The 14,603-nt window shown below is 60.2% G+C and carries 15 protein-coding genes; 7 read left to right on the top strand and 8 right to left on the bottom strand.

Going from position 1 to position 14,603, the window contains the following annotated elements:
• Positions 1 to 33: 33 nt before the first annotated feature.
• From VGN12_15110 to VGN12_15090, 5 genes are all read right to left on the bottom strand, one after another.
• Entirely contained in the window at positions 34 to 1,533 is a 1,500-nt protein-coding gene (locus tag VGN12_15110; protein ID HEY4310778.1) for a hypothetical protein, read from the bottom strand.
• 161 nt (positions 1,534 to 1,694) lie between these two features.
• Positions 1,695 to 2,228: an RNA polymerase sigma factor gene (locus tag VGN12_15105; protein ID HEY4310777.1), complete on the bottom strand. Its 534-nt coding sequence runs from the start codon at positions 2,226 to 2,228 to the stop codon at positions 1,695 to 1,697.
• Between the two features lie 384 nt (positions 2,229 to 2,612).
• Positions 2,613 to 2,873, bottom strand: coding sequence for a hypothetical protein (locus VGN12_15100; protein HEY4310776.1), 261 nt, complete (start codon positions 2,871 to 2,873; stop codon positions 2,613 to 2,615).
• Between the two features lie 282 nt (positions 2,874 to 3,155).
• Positions 3,156 to 4,670: a DUF1501 domain-containing protein gene (locus VGN12_15095; protein ID HEY4310775.1), complete on the bottom strand. Its 1,515-nt coding sequence runs from the start codon at positions 4,668 to 4,670 to the stop codon at positions 3,156 to 3,158.
• Between the two features lie 208 nt (positions 4,671 to 4,878).
• Complete coding sequence (locus VGN12_15090) at positions 4,879 to 5,196, bottom strand: hypothetical protein (GenBank protein HEY4310774.1); 318 nt, start codon at positions 5,194 to 5,196, stop codon at positions 4,879 to 4,881.
• A gap of 53 nt (positions 5,197 to 5,249) precedes the next feature.
• Here VGN12_15090 and VGN12_15085 point away from each other — a divergent pair, with 53 nt between their 5' ends.
• Together VGN12_15085 and VGN12_15080 are read left to right on the top strand one after the other, a co-directional pair.
• Positions 5,250 to 5,651, top strand: coding sequence for a TspO/MBR family protein (locus VGN12_15085; protein HEY4310773.1), 402 nt, complete (start codon positions 5,250 to 5,252; stop codon positions 5,649 to 5,651).
• A 48-nt stretch (positions 5,652 to 5,699) separates the two neighbouring features.
• Entirely contained in the window at positions 5,700 to 5,867 is a 168-nt protein-coding gene (locus VGN12_15080) for a hypothetical protein (protein HEY4310772.1), read from the top strand.
• A gap of 130 nt (positions 5,868 to 5,997) precedes the next feature.
• On the opposite strand, the gene VGN12_15075 is transcribed toward VGN12_15080, so the two are convergent.
• Entirely contained in the window at positions 5,998 to 6,609 is a 612-nt protein-coding gene (locus VGN12_15075; GenBank protein HEY4310771.1) for a hypothetical protein, read from the bottom strand.
• 295 nt (positions 6,610 to 6,904) lie between these two features.
• On the opposite strand from VGN12_15075, the gene prfB reads away from it, so the two are divergent.
• The 4 genes from prfB (at position 6,905) to VGN12_15055 (ending at position 10,771) form a co-directional block, all read left to right on the top strand.
• Positions 6,905 to 8,027 (top strand): peptide chain release factor 2 gene (gene prfB, locus VGN12_15070; protein HEY4310770.1). Its coding sequence is split into 2 segments (ribosomal slippage): positions 6,905 to 6,973 and positions 6,975 to 8,027, totalling 1,122 coding nucleotides; the frame shifts between segments, so codons are not numbered across the junction.
• Entirely contained in the window at positions 8,014 to 8,709 is a 696-nt protein-coding gene (locus tag VGN12_15065) for a hypothetical protein (protein HEY4310769.1), read from the top strand. The genes prfB and VGN12_15065 overlap by 14 nt, the downstream gene beginning before the upstream one ends.
• A gap of 67 nt (positions 8,710 to 8,776) precedes the next feature.
• On the top strand, positions 8,777 to 9,484 hold the full coding sequence (locus VGN12_15060; GenBank protein ID HEY4310768.1) for a hypothetical protein: 708 nt from the start codon (positions 8,777 to 8,779) through the stop codon (positions 9,482 to 9,484).
• Positions 9,485 to 9,964: 480 nt separating this feature from the next.
• Complete coding sequence (locus VGN12_15055) at positions 9,965 to 10,771, top strand: hypothetical protein (protein HEY4310767.1); 807 nt, start codon at positions 9,965 to 9,967, stop codon at positions 10,769 to 10,771.
• Between the two features lie 167 nt (positions 10,772 to 10,938).
• Here the strand turns inward: VGN12_15055 and nadA are convergent, their stop codons facing one another.
• Both nadA and VGN12_15045 read right to left on the bottom strand, forming a co-directional pair.
• Entirely contained in the window at positions 10,939 to 12,084 is a 1,146-nt protein-coding gene (gene nadA, locus VGN12_15050; GenBank protein ID HEY4310766.1) for a quinolinate synthase NadA, read from the bottom strand.
• A gap of 319 nt (positions 12,085 to 12,403) precedes the next feature.
• Positions 12,404 to 13,087, bottom strand: a complete 684-nt coding sequence (locus VGN12_15045) for a response regulator transcription factor (protein ID HEY4310765.1) — start codon at positions 13,085 to 13,087, stop codon at positions 12,404 to 12,406.
• Between the two features lie 413 nt (positions 13,088 to 13,500).
• On the opposite strand from VGN12_15045, the gene VGN12_15040 reads away from it, so the two are divergent.
• Positions 13,501 to 14,313 (top strand): hypothetical protein, encoded by an 813-nt coding sequence (locus VGN12_15040; protein HEY4310764.1) that lies wholly within the window; start codon positions 13,501 to 13,503, stop codon positions 14,311 to 14,313.
• Positions 14,314 to 14,603 lie beyond the last annotated feature (290 nt).

The raw sequence follows: 14,603 nt of genomic DNA, 5'->3' as shown, positions 1-14,603 counted from the left end.
GCGTTGGTCATTCGTGTCGATCTGCCTCTGCTCTCAAGGGTGACTACCGACGACGAACAAGTCGTCGGGCAGCGTGGGGGCAAAATCAAAGGCATAACGCACCGTCTTCCGATATTCTTGAACCCCTTGCGGCTTCGGAGAGATACTCTCCGTAGATACGACAGTTGGATACCAAAAGCCCTGCGGCGACGACGCGAAGCCTTCGAAGCGGATTGTATTGCGCGTGTCGGCCGCGGTCGGATGCACTGCAGCTCGCGGCGGAAGATTAAACAATTCGATTCGCACCACAGCGCACCCTTTGGCTGGATCGATGTAATACCACTCGTGGCCGACCATCGGTTCAGCCATCGCCAGCCGCGCTGAACGCTTGATGAGCACATAGCCAGGCGCATCAGCCGGCGCGGCGTCGAATGCGAATTGCCAGCCGCGTTTGGGAGTTAGGTCGGGATAAACGAGCGAGGCAATCTTTACGTCCGGCGCCGAGGGAAGATTCCCGAGGCGGTCCTCACCCGATAGCAAGTCCTGTGGCCCGGTGGTACCGCTGCGCTGCCACTGTCCGACATGCCCTGCACGCCGCTCGCTGTTTTCCCAAACCGCTGTACCATCACAGATTATTTGCGGAACGAATGAGTGACGTTGGGCTTCCTCCGACAGCCATTTTGCCCAATCGCCATCTGCGGGGCGCGCAGTGGCTGGCTCAACCTGCGACGTGATCTCTCGCTGCTCGACGCGCCAGCGGCTCCCTTTGCGACTTACGATGGTTGTTGGCAAGCAATCGTCGTTCGCACCTCCGATGACCAGACCTGCCGGTCGTCCGATAATTAAGCGGAAATCACCAATGCGGGACCGCGTGGCAGCCATCCTATCGAGCACCTGCTGCGCATCCGTAGCGGGCATGCAATCGACGACCGGTAGATCGCGTGGCGCGCCCAGAGCGTAAATATCAGTCGGGCCTTCTGTGGGATAACTGAATTCCCATTTATAGGCGTTTTTCGACTCCTCACTCGATGCAGCGGTTAGGTAGACCGGCAGCCGGGTCTGCGGATCGACCCGAAGAACAGCGTGGTTTCGCGCTCCTCGCCACAGGGTGAGCCGAAAGTCGATCCACGTCCGACCAGCGTCGACGACCTCGCGCCGCTCTTGCGCAACGATTTTCTCGGTTCCAAAGAGCCACGGGCCGATCGTAGGCTTATTGTCGGACAACGCGCCGAGTGGAAGAGCTTTTTGAACATCATCGCTTCCCAGCGGCAGCTTCGTGATTTGCCGATCGGAGCGGTGATATTCGTATTTTGTTCGCTGTTCGCCGTCATAGAAGTAGAGGGTGCCGTTCAGGTTGAATGCCCAGATCTGCCGGTGGGGTGAAATCCACATTTCGCCCTCGTTGTCGCCCGGAAAAACGACCTGGCCTCGCACCCACGGCTGCGCCTGCCAGGTAGCAGCGACGTCAGCCCAGCCCACGGCCGACGAAGGTGCCATCAACACCACAATCAGCCCCGCCACACAAAGGCATGCCACGCCTGTCGCGACCGTCATGAATAGCCTCGACGGGCGTCGTGACCGCAGGGGAGTTCTCTCAATCACAGAAATCATGCCCGACGCCCGGATTTCTTCGAGCACGCGTTCCGTCTGACGCGGCCTCGCACGCAATTGGGTGCCTAAAGATTCCAACCGGCTTTCGAGAGAGATTTCCAGATTCATGATAGATCCCCTTTCTCAAACCACTCGCGGAGGCGGGCAACCGCCCGCGAAATCTGCTTAGTAACCGTACCGATGGGCCGACCGCTGGCGGCTGAGATTTCGGCCATGGTGCGCCCATCGAAATAACGCTGCCCCAAGAGCGTGCGTTCGGAATCGGGCAAGCGCGCGACCAAATTCAGCAGGTGCTCGTGTTCGATCCAAAGCCGTAGCTCATCGCCGTCCTCTCCGGCAATCTGGTCACATGCCGGCGACAGACTAACGGGAATACGGCGCGACCTGAGGGCATCGGTTGTCTGTGAATACGCGATCGCGTAGAGCCACGGCCCGAATCGGTCCACGTCGCGCAATCCATGCAACTGCCGAAACGCCCGCAACAATGTCGATTGGACGACGTCTTCGGCGGCGTGAATGTCGTGCAGCTTGGCCAACGCTAGGGCCAGCAGCGTCCGTTCGTAGCGGCCGGCCAATTCGCCGAACGCTGCAACATCTCCGGCGCGCGCCAATGTCGCGAGTTGTGCATCTGATGCCACCGCCGCGTCATCCTATTTTGTGTCGCGTTCGTCCTGGAAGTATAGACGGAACGACCGAGCGTTTTGCGGCAGGAGATCGGCACGCTGCGGGCCGAATATTGGCGAAAAGGCCGGAAATTGGCTCTAGATTTGACGTCTCGATCGTCAATCGAGCAGCGATGACAAGAGAGTTTGGCCCAAGGGGACCGGCACGGCGCAAAAATAGAGCCGCCCGCCTTGTGCAGGCGGGCGGCTCGTCACCGTTGTTGCTTTAAGCTTCACACAATCGGGATCTCAAGGATCTCGATCGCGGACCACCTACTTCTTCTTGGCGGTCTTCTTCTTGGCGGCCTTCTTCTTGGCACCTTTCTTGGCAGCTTTCTTCTTGGCCACTCTTACGTCCTCCTAACTAAGGGTGCTGGTGAGTTCGTTGAAAACCTTCCTAGCGGTTCTCGTGTGGCTGAAGCTCACCTTCGAATCTAAAACTTCTTGTTTCGCAGCACCCAAAACGCAATAGCGTTGCAGGCGCTGCTGCCACATGCATTCATTTGTACGGGGGGCTTGCAAAATGTGCAACCCCAGTTTTGCCAAACTCGCGCGATTCGCTTCATCGCGCGACTTCACCGCGCTGCGCCGAACCGCGCGCCGCGCAATCGTGCGCATCATTTCTTCCTTCGCGCGCGATCATCAACAAGCGCGCGCGATGCGATGGATTGCCGCGCGCTTACAACCGCGATGCGAGTCTCGGCGCACCGTTGATGGCTTCGCGCATGATCGACATTGCCTCGCGCCGCGCGCTTCATCGCGTGTCGATACGCAGCAGGCAGGTCACGCGCAAAACGTGCGTCAAAGCTTCTCCTGCTTCCCCTTCGCGCCCAAAGTTACGCATTTTCGCGCAAGTTGATCCGCGAATGTGCTCATGAGCGGGTGCGAAGTGCGGTGCAGGGCCTAGGCGAGCGAGGCGGAAATCACATCGCCGTCGACTAGCGGCAGGGGGCGCCCCTGCGCGTCATGCACGATCGACCGATGGTCGATCCCGAGCAGATGGTACATCGTGGCCAGCATGTCCTTGGGGCTGATCGGATCGTTGGCGACATCGCCGCCATGCTTGTCCGAAGCCCCCACCACGCGGCCGCGAGCCGTGCCGCCGCCGGCAAACAGCGCCGAATAAACGCGCGACCAATGGTCTCGGCCGCCCCCCTGCACGTTCGCGATATGCGGCGTGCGTCCATGTTCACTGGTGCAGACAACCAGCGTATCGTCCAGCATTCCGCGCCGGTCCAGGTCGGTAATCAGCCCATACCATGCCAGATCCAGCCCCGGACAAAGTTCCTGCCGCATGCGCGGATAATGGTTCCAATGCGTGTCCCAACCGCTGCCGGCCAGACCATATTCATCCCAAAAGACGGTCACCATCCGGCTGCCCGCCTCGACCAGCCGCCGCGCCCCCAGGCACGCCTGCCCGAACAATGTCCGGCCATACATGTCGCGCGTTGCCTCGGGTTCGAGCCGTACGTCCAGGGCACTGCGCAAATCATCCGACTCGAGCAGCGTATACGTCATCTGCCGATAACGATCGAACTGACGTCCGCCGGCGCTTGAGTTCAAATCAGCCCTGGCCTGATCCAGTTGTGCGAGCAGCGTCCGTCGTCGGTCGAGCCGGTCGAGTGTCAGCTCCGGCAATAGCGCCGTGGCCGAGGGGACCACGAAGTGGCTATCCGGCGACAGGCCGATGTAGGGATCGTTGTCCTCGAACTTCTGCTGGGCGAGCGTCTTCGTTAGCGCCTTGGTGCCGCTACCGACAAAGTCCGTCCACACGGGATCGTATTCGTTTCCGAGAAACGACGCATAGGGCCCGGCCCTCGGCACTTCGCCCACGCGTCGCGTGCTGAAGCGAAACGGCAGGGCGATATTGTTCGGTACGCGCCGCTTGGTCGCGGGTCCTGTCGCCTGGCGTTCTCGCTGCGTTTCGACGTAATCGACGACCGAGCCGAAAAATGGCCAGTGCCGTGGATCGCGCGGGCTGAGCTCCATTGGCGCATCAATCGCCGGCACTCCGGTCAACGCATACGCGACGCCGTGCAGCGGATAGGGGTGCGTCACCGAGCGTAACACAGTCGTCCGATCCATTACCTTGGCAAAGTTCGGTAACAGTTCGCAGACATCGCAGCCCGCCAAGCTGGACGGAATCGATTTCAGCTCGCCGCGAATCTCGACCGGGGCGTTCGGTTTCGGGTCGACGAACTCGATCTGGCTCGGCGCACCGTACAGATGCAGGAGGATTACCGACTTCGCGCGGCCAAACGAGCGAGGACGCTCGCCAGGCACAGAAGCCGCGGCGTCTTGCAACCGCAGCAGATCGGCCAGCCCCAACCCAGCGAGCCCCAGTCCGCCGACGCGCAATAACTCGCGGCGAGTCAGGCCGTCGCAGAGGGCACGCGATGAACCGAGGACGCGAAACATGGCGGGTCCTGGCGGGGGTAGGTTGGCACTTCAGGCGAGCATCAGTGCCGGCCGCCTCAAGGTTGTATAAGGGCCGGCGCTGATGACGCTCATCGTACCAGACGAGCCGGGGCAAGGCGAACAGCGACCAGGCACTTTTTGCTCGCACGGTCACTATTTTGGCCGTTAACCAGGCCATGCACGCACATCGACTCTCTCGATCCCACCGTCACAGACCGCCGTAAAAACGCCCAAACGTCCGCGCGAGTTGCAACGCGATCGCCAGTCCGCCGGCTCCGGCGACCAAAACGTGCCGCCATCGGCGAAATTCGAAACCGCCCACGCGTGCCAAGAGCAGGTACGCAACAATAAGATTTGCCGCACCCCACAAGACGTTGACCCAGGCAGGCGACAACCCTTCGCCCATCGGCGTGGCAAACGGGCTTTGAAAGGGGTGCCCCATGACACCGGCCACGAAGTGTGGGATCGCGTTGACAAGAAATGCGCCGCCGAAAAAGTAGCTGACATCGTGATACCAGCGCATCATTAGTTCCCAAGGCTAAAGGCTGAACCACAAAAGCAGGATGAACAGGTTTTCGTATGGATTGGATGACCTGGTACAACGAGCTGCATAAGCCGAGCTGGACGCCTGCGCCTGCGACGATCGGGCTGATCTGGCAGATTATCTACCCGATCATCCTCGTCACGTTCGGTTTCGTTTTTGTGCAGGCGCTTCGGGGAAGGATCGGCTGGTTCGTTGCATTGCCCTTCGCCATCAACCTCGTGGCTAACCTGCTGTTCACGCCGATTCAGTTCGGCACGCGTAGTCTCCCGCTGGCGACGGTGGATATTCTGATTGTGTGGACCACCATCATCTGGATGGCGGCGGCGATCTGGACACATTATCGGTGGGTGGCCGTGGCTCAGGTACCTTATTTCGTCTGGGTCTCTTTGGCCACGACACTGCAGTTATCGATCACAGCGATGAATTGGGGAAGGTGACCGTCGCGTCATCTGCAGCTAACCAAGAATATTTCCGCAGGTAGAAGCATGGATCACAACGAAGTTCAGGAACTGGAAGAAGCCTTGGAGCGAGCGATCGTGGACGTGCTTCGTAAGCACCATCGGCATGACGTTCGGCAACGCGTACGTCACCTGATGGCGAAGGCGGCGGTGGCTGTCTTGGAGGCAGTCGAAGAAGCGAAGGCTGAAGAGTAGGCCACCACCTAACTACACTTTAAGAGGAAGCACTGGTGATCCTAGATTTAGATCAAAAGAAAAGCGAGGCGTGCATGCCATGCACACGCCTCGCTTTGATGATTCGTTCAACTTTTGCGCCAACGATCGCTTAGTTACGATCGCGCAACAGGGCCACGAACATCCGCAGCTCGGCGACCTCTTCACGCAACTGCTCGAGTTCATACCGCACGTTCGCCAACGGCGATTCGGAGCCGAGGTGCTTGGCCTTCTCGACGTTGATCATGGCCACCTCTAGTTCGGCCTTCAACCGTTCAATTTCTTCGGCGCTGATCGTGCCCGAGAATTGCACGTTCGCGGCTTCGGCTTTGCGCAGCGACTCCGTGGCATCTCGCAGCTCGGCGTTAGCTCCCGAAAGATAGATGTCGCCTTCCTTCGTATCATCCTTGTCGATCAGTGTGACCCGCTCGCGAGCTTCGCGGACGCTCTCTTCGATCGCCTGCATTACGCTCGGCCGAATGGTGTTGGGCAACTTGCGATTCGTTTCGCGATACTTATTCAGTGTCACTTCCATCAGCTTCAGGTAGGCCTTGGCATAGCGCAGGTCGAGGTCCTTCTCTTTTTCTTTTTCCTTCTTGTCGTCCTGCTGAGCGTCCGCCGCGGGTGCGTCCTTCTGCTGGGCCGACAGCGGCGTCACGAATTGCAACATCAAGCCGCCGCAAATCGCCAGGCCGGCTGCGAAAATCCATCGTCGATTCAACATCGTCTTATACCTCGTCCATTAATTGGGATGCATGCTGAAGGGAAAACACGCCGGTCCGGGCCTGGACCTCGCGGAAATATAGCTTCGAGTTCGCGGCGCGGCGTTGCAACGATTTTGACGCCTGCACGGTCCGCGCCGCAGCAGTTCCGCTAGCTCGTGACGAGCCCGCACCCGATCCGCGTCCGCACAGCCCTGGTGGCAGATTGGCCCGTAAACCGATAAAATTTCCTGGTCGACCTCATTTACCATATCGACTGCCTTCGTTTGTCCTGTCCCCAGCCAAAGGATTACGTCCGTGAATAAGGAGCTTTCCGATCGCGCCAAGGGCATCCGCCAAAGGGTTACTCAACTACGAGACTCTCTTTGACTTTGACACCCGCCAAAAGCGCGCCACCGCCATCGAAGCGCAAATGAGCGAGGCCGGCTTCTGGGACAAACCAGAATCCGCGCAAGCAACCGTCGCCGAGCTCAAGGCCGTATCGACGATCGTCAAGCCGCTCAAGGAGCTGATCAAGTCGGTCGCCGACCTGGACGTCATGCTCGAGCTTGCTGATGAGGATGACGGTCTCGCGGCCGAGATCGCGCCGCAATTGGATAGGCTGGAAGGAGTGCTTGAGGATCTCGAGCTCAAAGCCCTGCTCAACGGTCCGCACGATCCGAACAACGCCATCCTTTCGATCAACGCCCGCGACGGCGGCACCGATGCCAACGACTGGGCCGAGATGCTGCTGCGCATGTATCTGCACTGGGCCGAAGACAATGGTTACGAGGTCGAGCTATTGGATCGGCAGGACAATGAGCAGGCCGGCATTAACAACGCGTCGGTCATGGTCCGTGGTCCGATGGCCTACGGCTACCTAAAGGGCGAAACTGGCATGCACCGGCTGGTGCGCATCAGCCCGTTTAATGCTGAAGGAAAGCGGCAGACCAGTTTCGCCGCCGTGGACGTCTCGCCCGAGGTGCCCGAGTCGGCCGAGATCGAAATTAACGACGAGGACGTGCGCGAAGACGTTTTCCGCGCCAGTGGCGCTGGCGGGCAGCACGTCAATAAAACGTCGAGTGCCATCCGCCTGACCCACATGCCGAGCGGTGTGGTCGTCCAGTGTCAGCAGGAACGCAGTCAACATAAGAACCGCGCTCTCGCGCAGAAGATGTTGCGAGCCAGGCTGGCACGCCTCGAAGAAGAGAAACGCGAGGCCGAGCAAGCCGCTAAGTACCAAAATCAGGCCAAGACCGGTTTCGGTTCCCAGATCCGCAACTACTTCCTGCACCCGGATCAACGTGTCAAGGATTCTCGCACTGGCTACGCAATCGGCAACTTCCAGAGCGTGATGGATGGCAAGATCCAGCCCTTCCTCGACGCGTTTCTTCGCTGGCGCGCCGGCCAACCGATCGAGGAAGCCGGTGAAGATTCCTGATCCGCTCGTGGCGGGCACATTGCGTATCGTCTGGCTGCCGCGCGGCGATCGGCTCGGGCAGCGCCTGGAATGGGTTTCTCACGATGAGAACGGCGAGCACGCGATGCCGCTGTGGGAATCGATCGACCAGGTTCCTGATGCAAACGCTGGCGAAGACTGGCCCGCCAGTCCTCCGCTTACCGATTGGCACCTCGAAGAGCGCGGCAGCGAGCGCGTGATAATGGCCGTGGGTCGTGCCGGCCGTAGCCACTGGTCGGTTGCGATCACGGCCACAGCCGCACTGTCGCAGCATCATGAGGCCGTGTCGGGCCTGCCAGCGGCGACCGACGCTCCTCGCACGTTCACACCAGGCGGTGGTCCGCCTCATTCGCTTCGTATGCCAGGGCCAGGGGAAACACCGGCGCCGACGCCCCAACCACCGCGACTGCAATTCGACATCGCCTGCCGAGCCGCCGAGGCGCCAACGCGAATCGGCAGCCGTTACCGAATCCTGGCACCGTGCCACGTGATTGATGACGCACACATCGAACTCGCTCCGGGCGTTATCTTAAGTGTCGACCGCGAGACAAGCCGACTCGAGCTGGATGAATCGTCGGCCACTGTTCTCATTGAACCGGCCTCGCCGCAATTGAGAGCCTGGCCACAAACGGTTCGCTGGCGATATGAGTTTTCGGGAGGCTAGAATCGACGTAGTAGCCTCGACGCACCATTTGGCTGTCTAATTCTTAGGCGACGCGCTGTGCCATGACATGAAAAGCGAAGGCCCGACAGCAACTTCACGATTTCAATTGCGTTTCTCGATGGTCGCCCTATTTAGCGTTATCGTCATCGTCGCGATTCCCTTGGCAATCTGGCGAGCTGAGGTTGCAATGATGCTCCGCCATCGAATTGCTGGTGCGCGCGTTGCTGCGTTAGGCGGAACGGTGTCACATTTCAACGACTACGTTGATGGATTTAATACGCGTCGCGTGGCAGTTTTACAGAATCACCCCGAAGTTGACCTTTCGAATACCGTAGTAGGCGACGACGACTTGTCGTTCTTGGATCAAATTCCTGATGTCGACACGCTTATTCTTGTAAACACTAGAGTCACCGATAACGCGCTTGAAAGGCTCGCCGGCTTGAAGTATCTCACCGTGCTGCGGTTAGATGGCACAAGGATTACCGACAAGGGGCTGGCGGCGATCGGTCGCATGGAACACCTTGAGCAACTCGGCCTTCGTAACACTCAGATTACGGACGATGGCCTACACAACCTGACTGCGCTTACCAACCTATTCCATCTGAATCTGTGTGACACGGCAGTTTCTGACGCCGGACTGAAGATCTTGGTCGGTCTTCCAGACCAAAAGCCGGTTGACCACCACTCGCTTTGGCTTGCGGGCTCGAAGGTTACCGCCAGTGGCGTGGCCGAGCTTAAGAAAGCACGACCTCGTTTCGTTATTATGTGGCCGTAAGGCTCGATTCGTCACATCATGCCAGGAGCCAGTCGCGTCAAATCGGTGGGTGGCACAGAACGACCAACAATAACAGTGACGCTGTTGCCACGATGACAAGCGTGCCAAGGCCGATTGCCACGGCGAACAGCGCAAAGCGCCAACCTCCGAAGAGCAGACACACGCTTCCAACGATCAAAGTCGGGCCTAGAGCCAGACGCACCACGTCGAAGTCCTGCAATTCGGATCGCGGAGCCCAACTTGCCAAAATGCAAGCTAAACAGGCTACTCCCCATAGCATTTGACCGAGGCCGATCTGCGGCTGTCCCATAGTGCCGGACTAACCGCACGTGCCAGGCCCAGTTAACGCTGCCCTGCTACCCCCACCTTGATTTCAGGCCCCTGTTTGGCCAGAATGCTGGCTTTCCCGGGTTTTCCCTGGCCCAACCCTGCGAAAGCCCGCCCGAGCCTCGTTACCCCTTTGCCGCGGCGAGATTCTCCATGCCTGCGTTCGACTTTGACGCGATCGATAAGCTGAAGAACGACTACACCGATAAATATGTCGTGGCCGACGTAGGTCGTCCCGAGCTGAGTCGTTTTCACGGCCAGACAGGCCAGATCAAGACCGTGAATATGAGCGGTCGGGCGCTGGTCGAGTTCGACGGCAACAACAATATCGGCTGGTACGATATCGCGCTCGACTTCTTGAAGATCGTCGACAAGCCGGCCGCCAAGCCCGCCGAGGCAAAGGAAGCCACGCCCGCCGCCGCACCAAAGCCGGCCGCTGCGAAGCCCGCAGCCGCAGTGGCGAAGCCTGCCGCACCGGCGGCCGGTGGAGCGAAGAAATCCACGTCGGACATATTGGCCGCCGCTCGCGCGAAGGCCGGCGGCGCGGCGCCCGCCGCTCCCGCTAAAGGCGAAGCAGCAGCCCCGGCCAAGCCAGCCGGTGCAAAGTTGAGCACGGCGGACATCCTGGCTGCGGCTCGCGCGAAACAAGCCGGGGGCGCCTCGCCCCCTGCGGTTGCCGCACCGAAGGCCGCGGCCCCCGCCGCCAAGCCAGCCGCACCAGCGGCGAAGCCTGCTGGTGGCAAAATGTCGACCGCCGATATTCTGGCCGCAGCCCGTGCCAAGGCGGCATCGGCCGCGCCGGCCGAAGAGGTCGCGGAGCCAGTTGCCGAGGCGCCAGCAGCGCCGGTAGCTCAAGCGGCTTCGGTCGCAGAGAAGGCCGCGGTCAAAGCGCCGGCCGGAAAACTGCCCACGACGACGGCCGACAAGATCGCTTACTGCCAGAAAGTCGACGCGAAATAAATCGCGCAACGCGAGGCGTCAACTTCTTGGGGGGCGGACGTCTCGTCCACCTCAATCCAACGCGCTTCCGACAGAAGGCGGGCGAGCCGCCCGCCCCCGGCGAAAGAAGGCGGACGGGACGTCCGACCCCGTCGCCCGCTCCGCTGTCGACTAACGTGGACGATGCTTCATTTCACTTCGAGCATTCGCTCAAGCGCCACCAGCGCCCATCGCGATGTCTCCGCGTCGACTTCCACGATGTTGACCGGCGTGCCCGCGGCCAAATTCTCCAGGCTCCAGCACAAATGCGCCAGGTCGATGCGATACATCGTGGCGCACATGCAAACCACCGGCGAGAGAAAGTGAATCTCTTGCTCGGGATGCTCTTGTTTCAAGCGGTTGACCAGGTGCAATTCGGTGCCAATCGCCCAGCAGGTACCGGGCGAGGCCGTTTCTACTTCGCGAATGATCTTGCCCGTCGATCCGCTAATGTCGGCGTTGTCGACCACCTCGCGCGTACATTCGGGGTGGACCAGGATTTTTATGCCGGGGTGCCGGGCGCGAAATTGATCGATGTGCTCGGCTCGAAACATCTGATGGACGCTGCAATGTCCTTGCCACAGCACGACGCGCGAATTCCGCAACGTCTCTTCTGTGTTGCCGCCGAATGACTCGGCGTGAGGATTCCAAACCGGCATCTCTTCGATACCAATTCCCATGCGTAACGCCGTGTTGCGCCCCAGATGCTGGTCCGGAAAGAACAATACGCGGCGCGTGCGTTCGAAAGCCCACTCGAGCACGGCGGCCGCGTTGCTGGATGTGCAGACGATACCACCGTGACGACCACAAAATGCTTTCAGGCTGGCCGCGGAATTCACATACGTCACCGGCGTGATGTCCTTGGTGTCGAGCACCTCGCCAAGATCGCTCCAGCAATTCTCGACCTGGTCGATCATCGCCATGTCCGCCATCGAGCAGCCGGCGGCCATGTCGGGCAGAATGACCGTCACACGTTCGCCGTGACGTTCCGCGAGCCGCTCAGGGCGATTTGCCAGAACGTCGGCCGTCTCGGCCATGAAATGCACGCCGCAAAAAGCGATCGCCCGACAATCGCGGCTGTCGGCCGCCATGCGGCTCAGTTGGTAGCTGTCCCCGCGCAAGTCCGAGAGCGCGATGACTTCGTCTTGCTGATAATGATGACCGAGAATCAGCAGTCGCTTGCCGAGCGCGTCGCGCACGGACTGAATACGTTTGTGCAGCGCGTCATTTTCGAGCGACTTGTACGGCTGCAGCTCAAACTGCGGTTGCGTCCGCGAATCGGTCAAAACGCTCATGGTCTCGAAACTCTTTTCATGCTTTTGCTATTCGACGCCGCGTCGTCTCGACCCGAGAAACCACGGATCGAATGGCGTAACTTAATCAGGCGAGGCAAACTCGGCACCAGCCCGCCTGCGGTCGGAAATCGCAAATGCGGGGGGATACGGAAGTATATCCCCCGTTCAGGAGCGGAGACAGCCAGCGCCCACCGAGCGTTACGCAACAGCGGCCACACCTTGGCGCGGCACGATAGCCTCAGGGAACGCAAAATAGAAGTCGACAAGCCAAGGCTGCCCCGACTCGGATTGCCGGTGCGAGGCAGGCTCTCAAGCACTGCTAATCGTCCGAGACGAGCCCATGCCGGATGGCGAACCGCGCCAGTTCGACATTTTTGTGCAGGCCGAGTTTTCGCATCACGTGGGCTTTGTGGTTTTCAACCGTGTTGGCGCTGATTCCCAAGGAGCGAGCTACGTCGCGAACTTTCAGTCCTTCGGCCAGGCGTGTCAGTACTTCCAATTCGCGCCGTGTCAGCAGCGAAAGTCCGTGCGGGCCATTTCCCTTCATGGTCTCTGTGTTAGGGGCGCCCGGGGGCAGTGGCGGCGGTATAGGAAGGGGCCCAGGAAACGCTAGAGCGCCAGTCAGCACTTTGCGAACTGCCGCCGTCAGGTCAGCCGGCGCATCGCACTTCGTCAAGTAGCCCGCTGCGCCGCAGTCGATGGCCCGTTGCAGATGCGCTTCGAGACGAAATTCATCAAGCAGAATGACCTTGGTTCTGGGGCACCGCGTCGCGAGCGCCCGTGCAACGCGAAGCGACTGTGCCATCGCCGTATCAATGACAACGAGCCCCGGTGGTTCATCCTCAGCCGCGGACATTAGCCGCAGCACGTCGCTGGTCACCAGTTTGATCTGGCAACCTTCGACCGCTGCGAGCAATCGAGCCAGTCCCTCAGCCACCATCAACTGGTCATCCGCCACCATTACGGTGCAGAGGGCTGGCTGCTCGCCACCTGAATGTTTCATGCTGTCGTGTCGCGGTTGCCGCTTTGCCATGGTTCTTGCTTGGTGATCGGCAGTAAGGCCGTCGAGTTGCCGTGGTAAGTCTTCAATAAGCTGCATTTCCGACGCCCCCTGACGAAAGCTGATCTCTCCCGAACTGTAGCGAGCCCCGGTGACAACGGGTTGTCACACCGAAACCGCGTCGTAGTAGAAAATTGCTAAATAGTGGTCGAATCCCGCCATTCGCGCGAATGAGGGAGTGAGCGGTCTGAGTTGACGTGATTGGGCGGCGAGGTTGCGTCGCAGGGGCTGGCAAATGCTCTAGGGATGTCGCCCTTCGCGGGCCTATAATTCCGATCCCGATGCTGGCACGAACCCTGGATGACAGCATTGGAGAGTTCGAAGCTTCCCAATCGATCTCGTCGAGGTGAGGACCCATGCAAGCATTTTTTCAAGCGCCGCGCGGCTGGCGAGCCATCCTGCTGCCCATGTTCGTCGTATTGATCACCGAGGTCTCATTGGCCGACGCCGAAGGTGATCAACCGGCTGAACTGATCAATGATTTACAGCTCGACGATCTGCCCCAGGCCTTGGATTGGCGGGCAGTATTTCTCAGCGAGTTCGTCGACGATAATTTGGCGGAAAACCCACAGGTCGTGCTCGACGACGAAACGCATCGGTCTTGCGCCGGATGCTCCGCGGCGCAAGACAAGATCAATAGGCGCATTGCCCCCCCCGCGCCTCACGATCAGTCCGCACCCTCGGCTCGGAGTGGCGAGCAATCCGACTCACGCCCCCGAACCAGTCTTGCCGCGCGTGAGATTCTGAAACTGCGGCGTGCGGTCGGCGTGAATCCAATCGCTGGCACGATGTTCGACCAACCATCGCGCGAGACGGACGCTTGGGCGGAAGATCAAAGCAAAGCCGCCGCGTCGGACGAACGAACGATCGCCGAGGCCATTCGCCAGTTCGAGGAAGAGGACGACGCTGTACCGTCGACCTCGGCCGAGTATAAGAACTGGCCCGCCCCCGAAACGCCCAATCCTTGGGCCGCGCATCTGTTGCGCCCCGCCGAGCGCCATCTGGCCGAGGCCGCCGAACTGCTGGAGCAGGCTGGACAATATGACCGAGCGGATGCCGTGCGCGAGCTGGCGACTCAAGTGCGCCAGGACGCCCGCAAAATCGAGACGAAGCAGGCCCGGCCAGTGCCCCTCATGTCGCCCTCGCTGTACGGACCGGGGGCGCGTTAGCAGGGCCCATCGCAGATGCACTTCGTGACGCGTCGGCTGCCCCCTGATCCGGCCCTCGGTTTATTAGGTTCCTAACGATCGTGGCGGCCCACATCGCCCTGTCGGCGCGCTGGACTGCGCAACGGCCGAGGTTTGATTGACACCTCCGAATCACGCCATTACTCTGAACCAGATCAGGGCTTAGGTATGATTTCCACGGAGGCGTTCGCCCCCGTCGTCGTTTCGTCGGTGTAGCCACCTCTAACGGCCGCCGAATCGACGCGAACCTTCACGCCCGTCCAGTCGTCAGC

This window comes from Pirellulales bacterium (genome assembly GCA_036499395.1).
GTDB lineage: Bacteria > Planctomycetota > Planctomycetia > Pirellulales > JACPPG01 > JACPPG01.
The sequence above is the reverse complement of the archived record's forward strand: the minus strand, read 5'-3'. Positions and strand labels throughout refer to the sequence as shown.

Bases quoted from the DNA above. Each gene is read 5' to 3' on its own strand.
- VGN12_15110 (HEY4310778.1), bottom strand. From the start codon at position 1,533: ATGACGGTCGCGACAGGCGTGGCATGCCTTTGTGTGGCGGGGCTGATT.
- VGN12_15100 (HEY4310776.1), bottom strand. From the start codon at position 2,873: ATGATGCGCACGATTGCGCGGCGCGCGGTTCGGCGCAGCGCGGTGAAG.
- VGN12_15095 (HEY4310775.1), bottom strand. From the start codon at position 4,670: ATGTTTCGCGTCCTCGGTTCATCGCGTGCCCTCTGCGACGGCCTGACT.
- VGN12_15090 (HEY4310774.1), bottom strand. From the start codon at position 5,196: ATGATGCGCTGGTATCACGATGTCAGCTACTTTTTCGGCGGCGCATTT.
- VGN12_15085 (HEY4310773.1), top strand. From the start codon at position 5,250: ATGGATTGGATGACCTGGTACAACGAGCTGCATAAGCCGAGCTGGACG.
- VGN12_15080 (HEY4310772.1), top strand. From the start codon at position 5,700: ATGGATCACAACGAAGTTCAGGAACTGGAAGAAGCCTTGGAGCGAGCG.
- VGN12_15075 (HEY4310771.1), bottom strand. From the start codon at position 6,609: ATGTTGAATCGACGATGGATTTTCGCAGCCGGCCTGGCGATTTGCGGC.
- VGN12_15060 (HEY4310768.1), top strand. From the start codon at position 8,777: ATGAAAAGCGAAGGCCCGACAGCAACTTCACGATTTCAATTGCGTTTC.
- VGN12_15055 (HEY4310767.1), top strand. From the start codon at position 9,965: ATGCCTGCGTTCGACTTTGACGCGATCGATAAGCTGAAGAACGACTAC.
- nadA (HEY4310766.1), bottom strand. From the start codon at position 12,084: ATGAGCGTTTTGACCGATTCGCGGACGCAACCGCAGTTTGAGCTGCAG.
- VGN12_15045 (HEY4310765.1), bottom strand. From the start codon at position 13,087: ATGAAACATTCAGGTGGCGAGCAGCCAGCCCTCTGCACCGTAATGGTG.
- VGN12_15040 (HEY4310764.1), top strand. From the start codon at position 13,501: ATGCAAGCATTTTTTCAAGCGCCGCGCGGCTGGCGAGCCATCCTGCTG.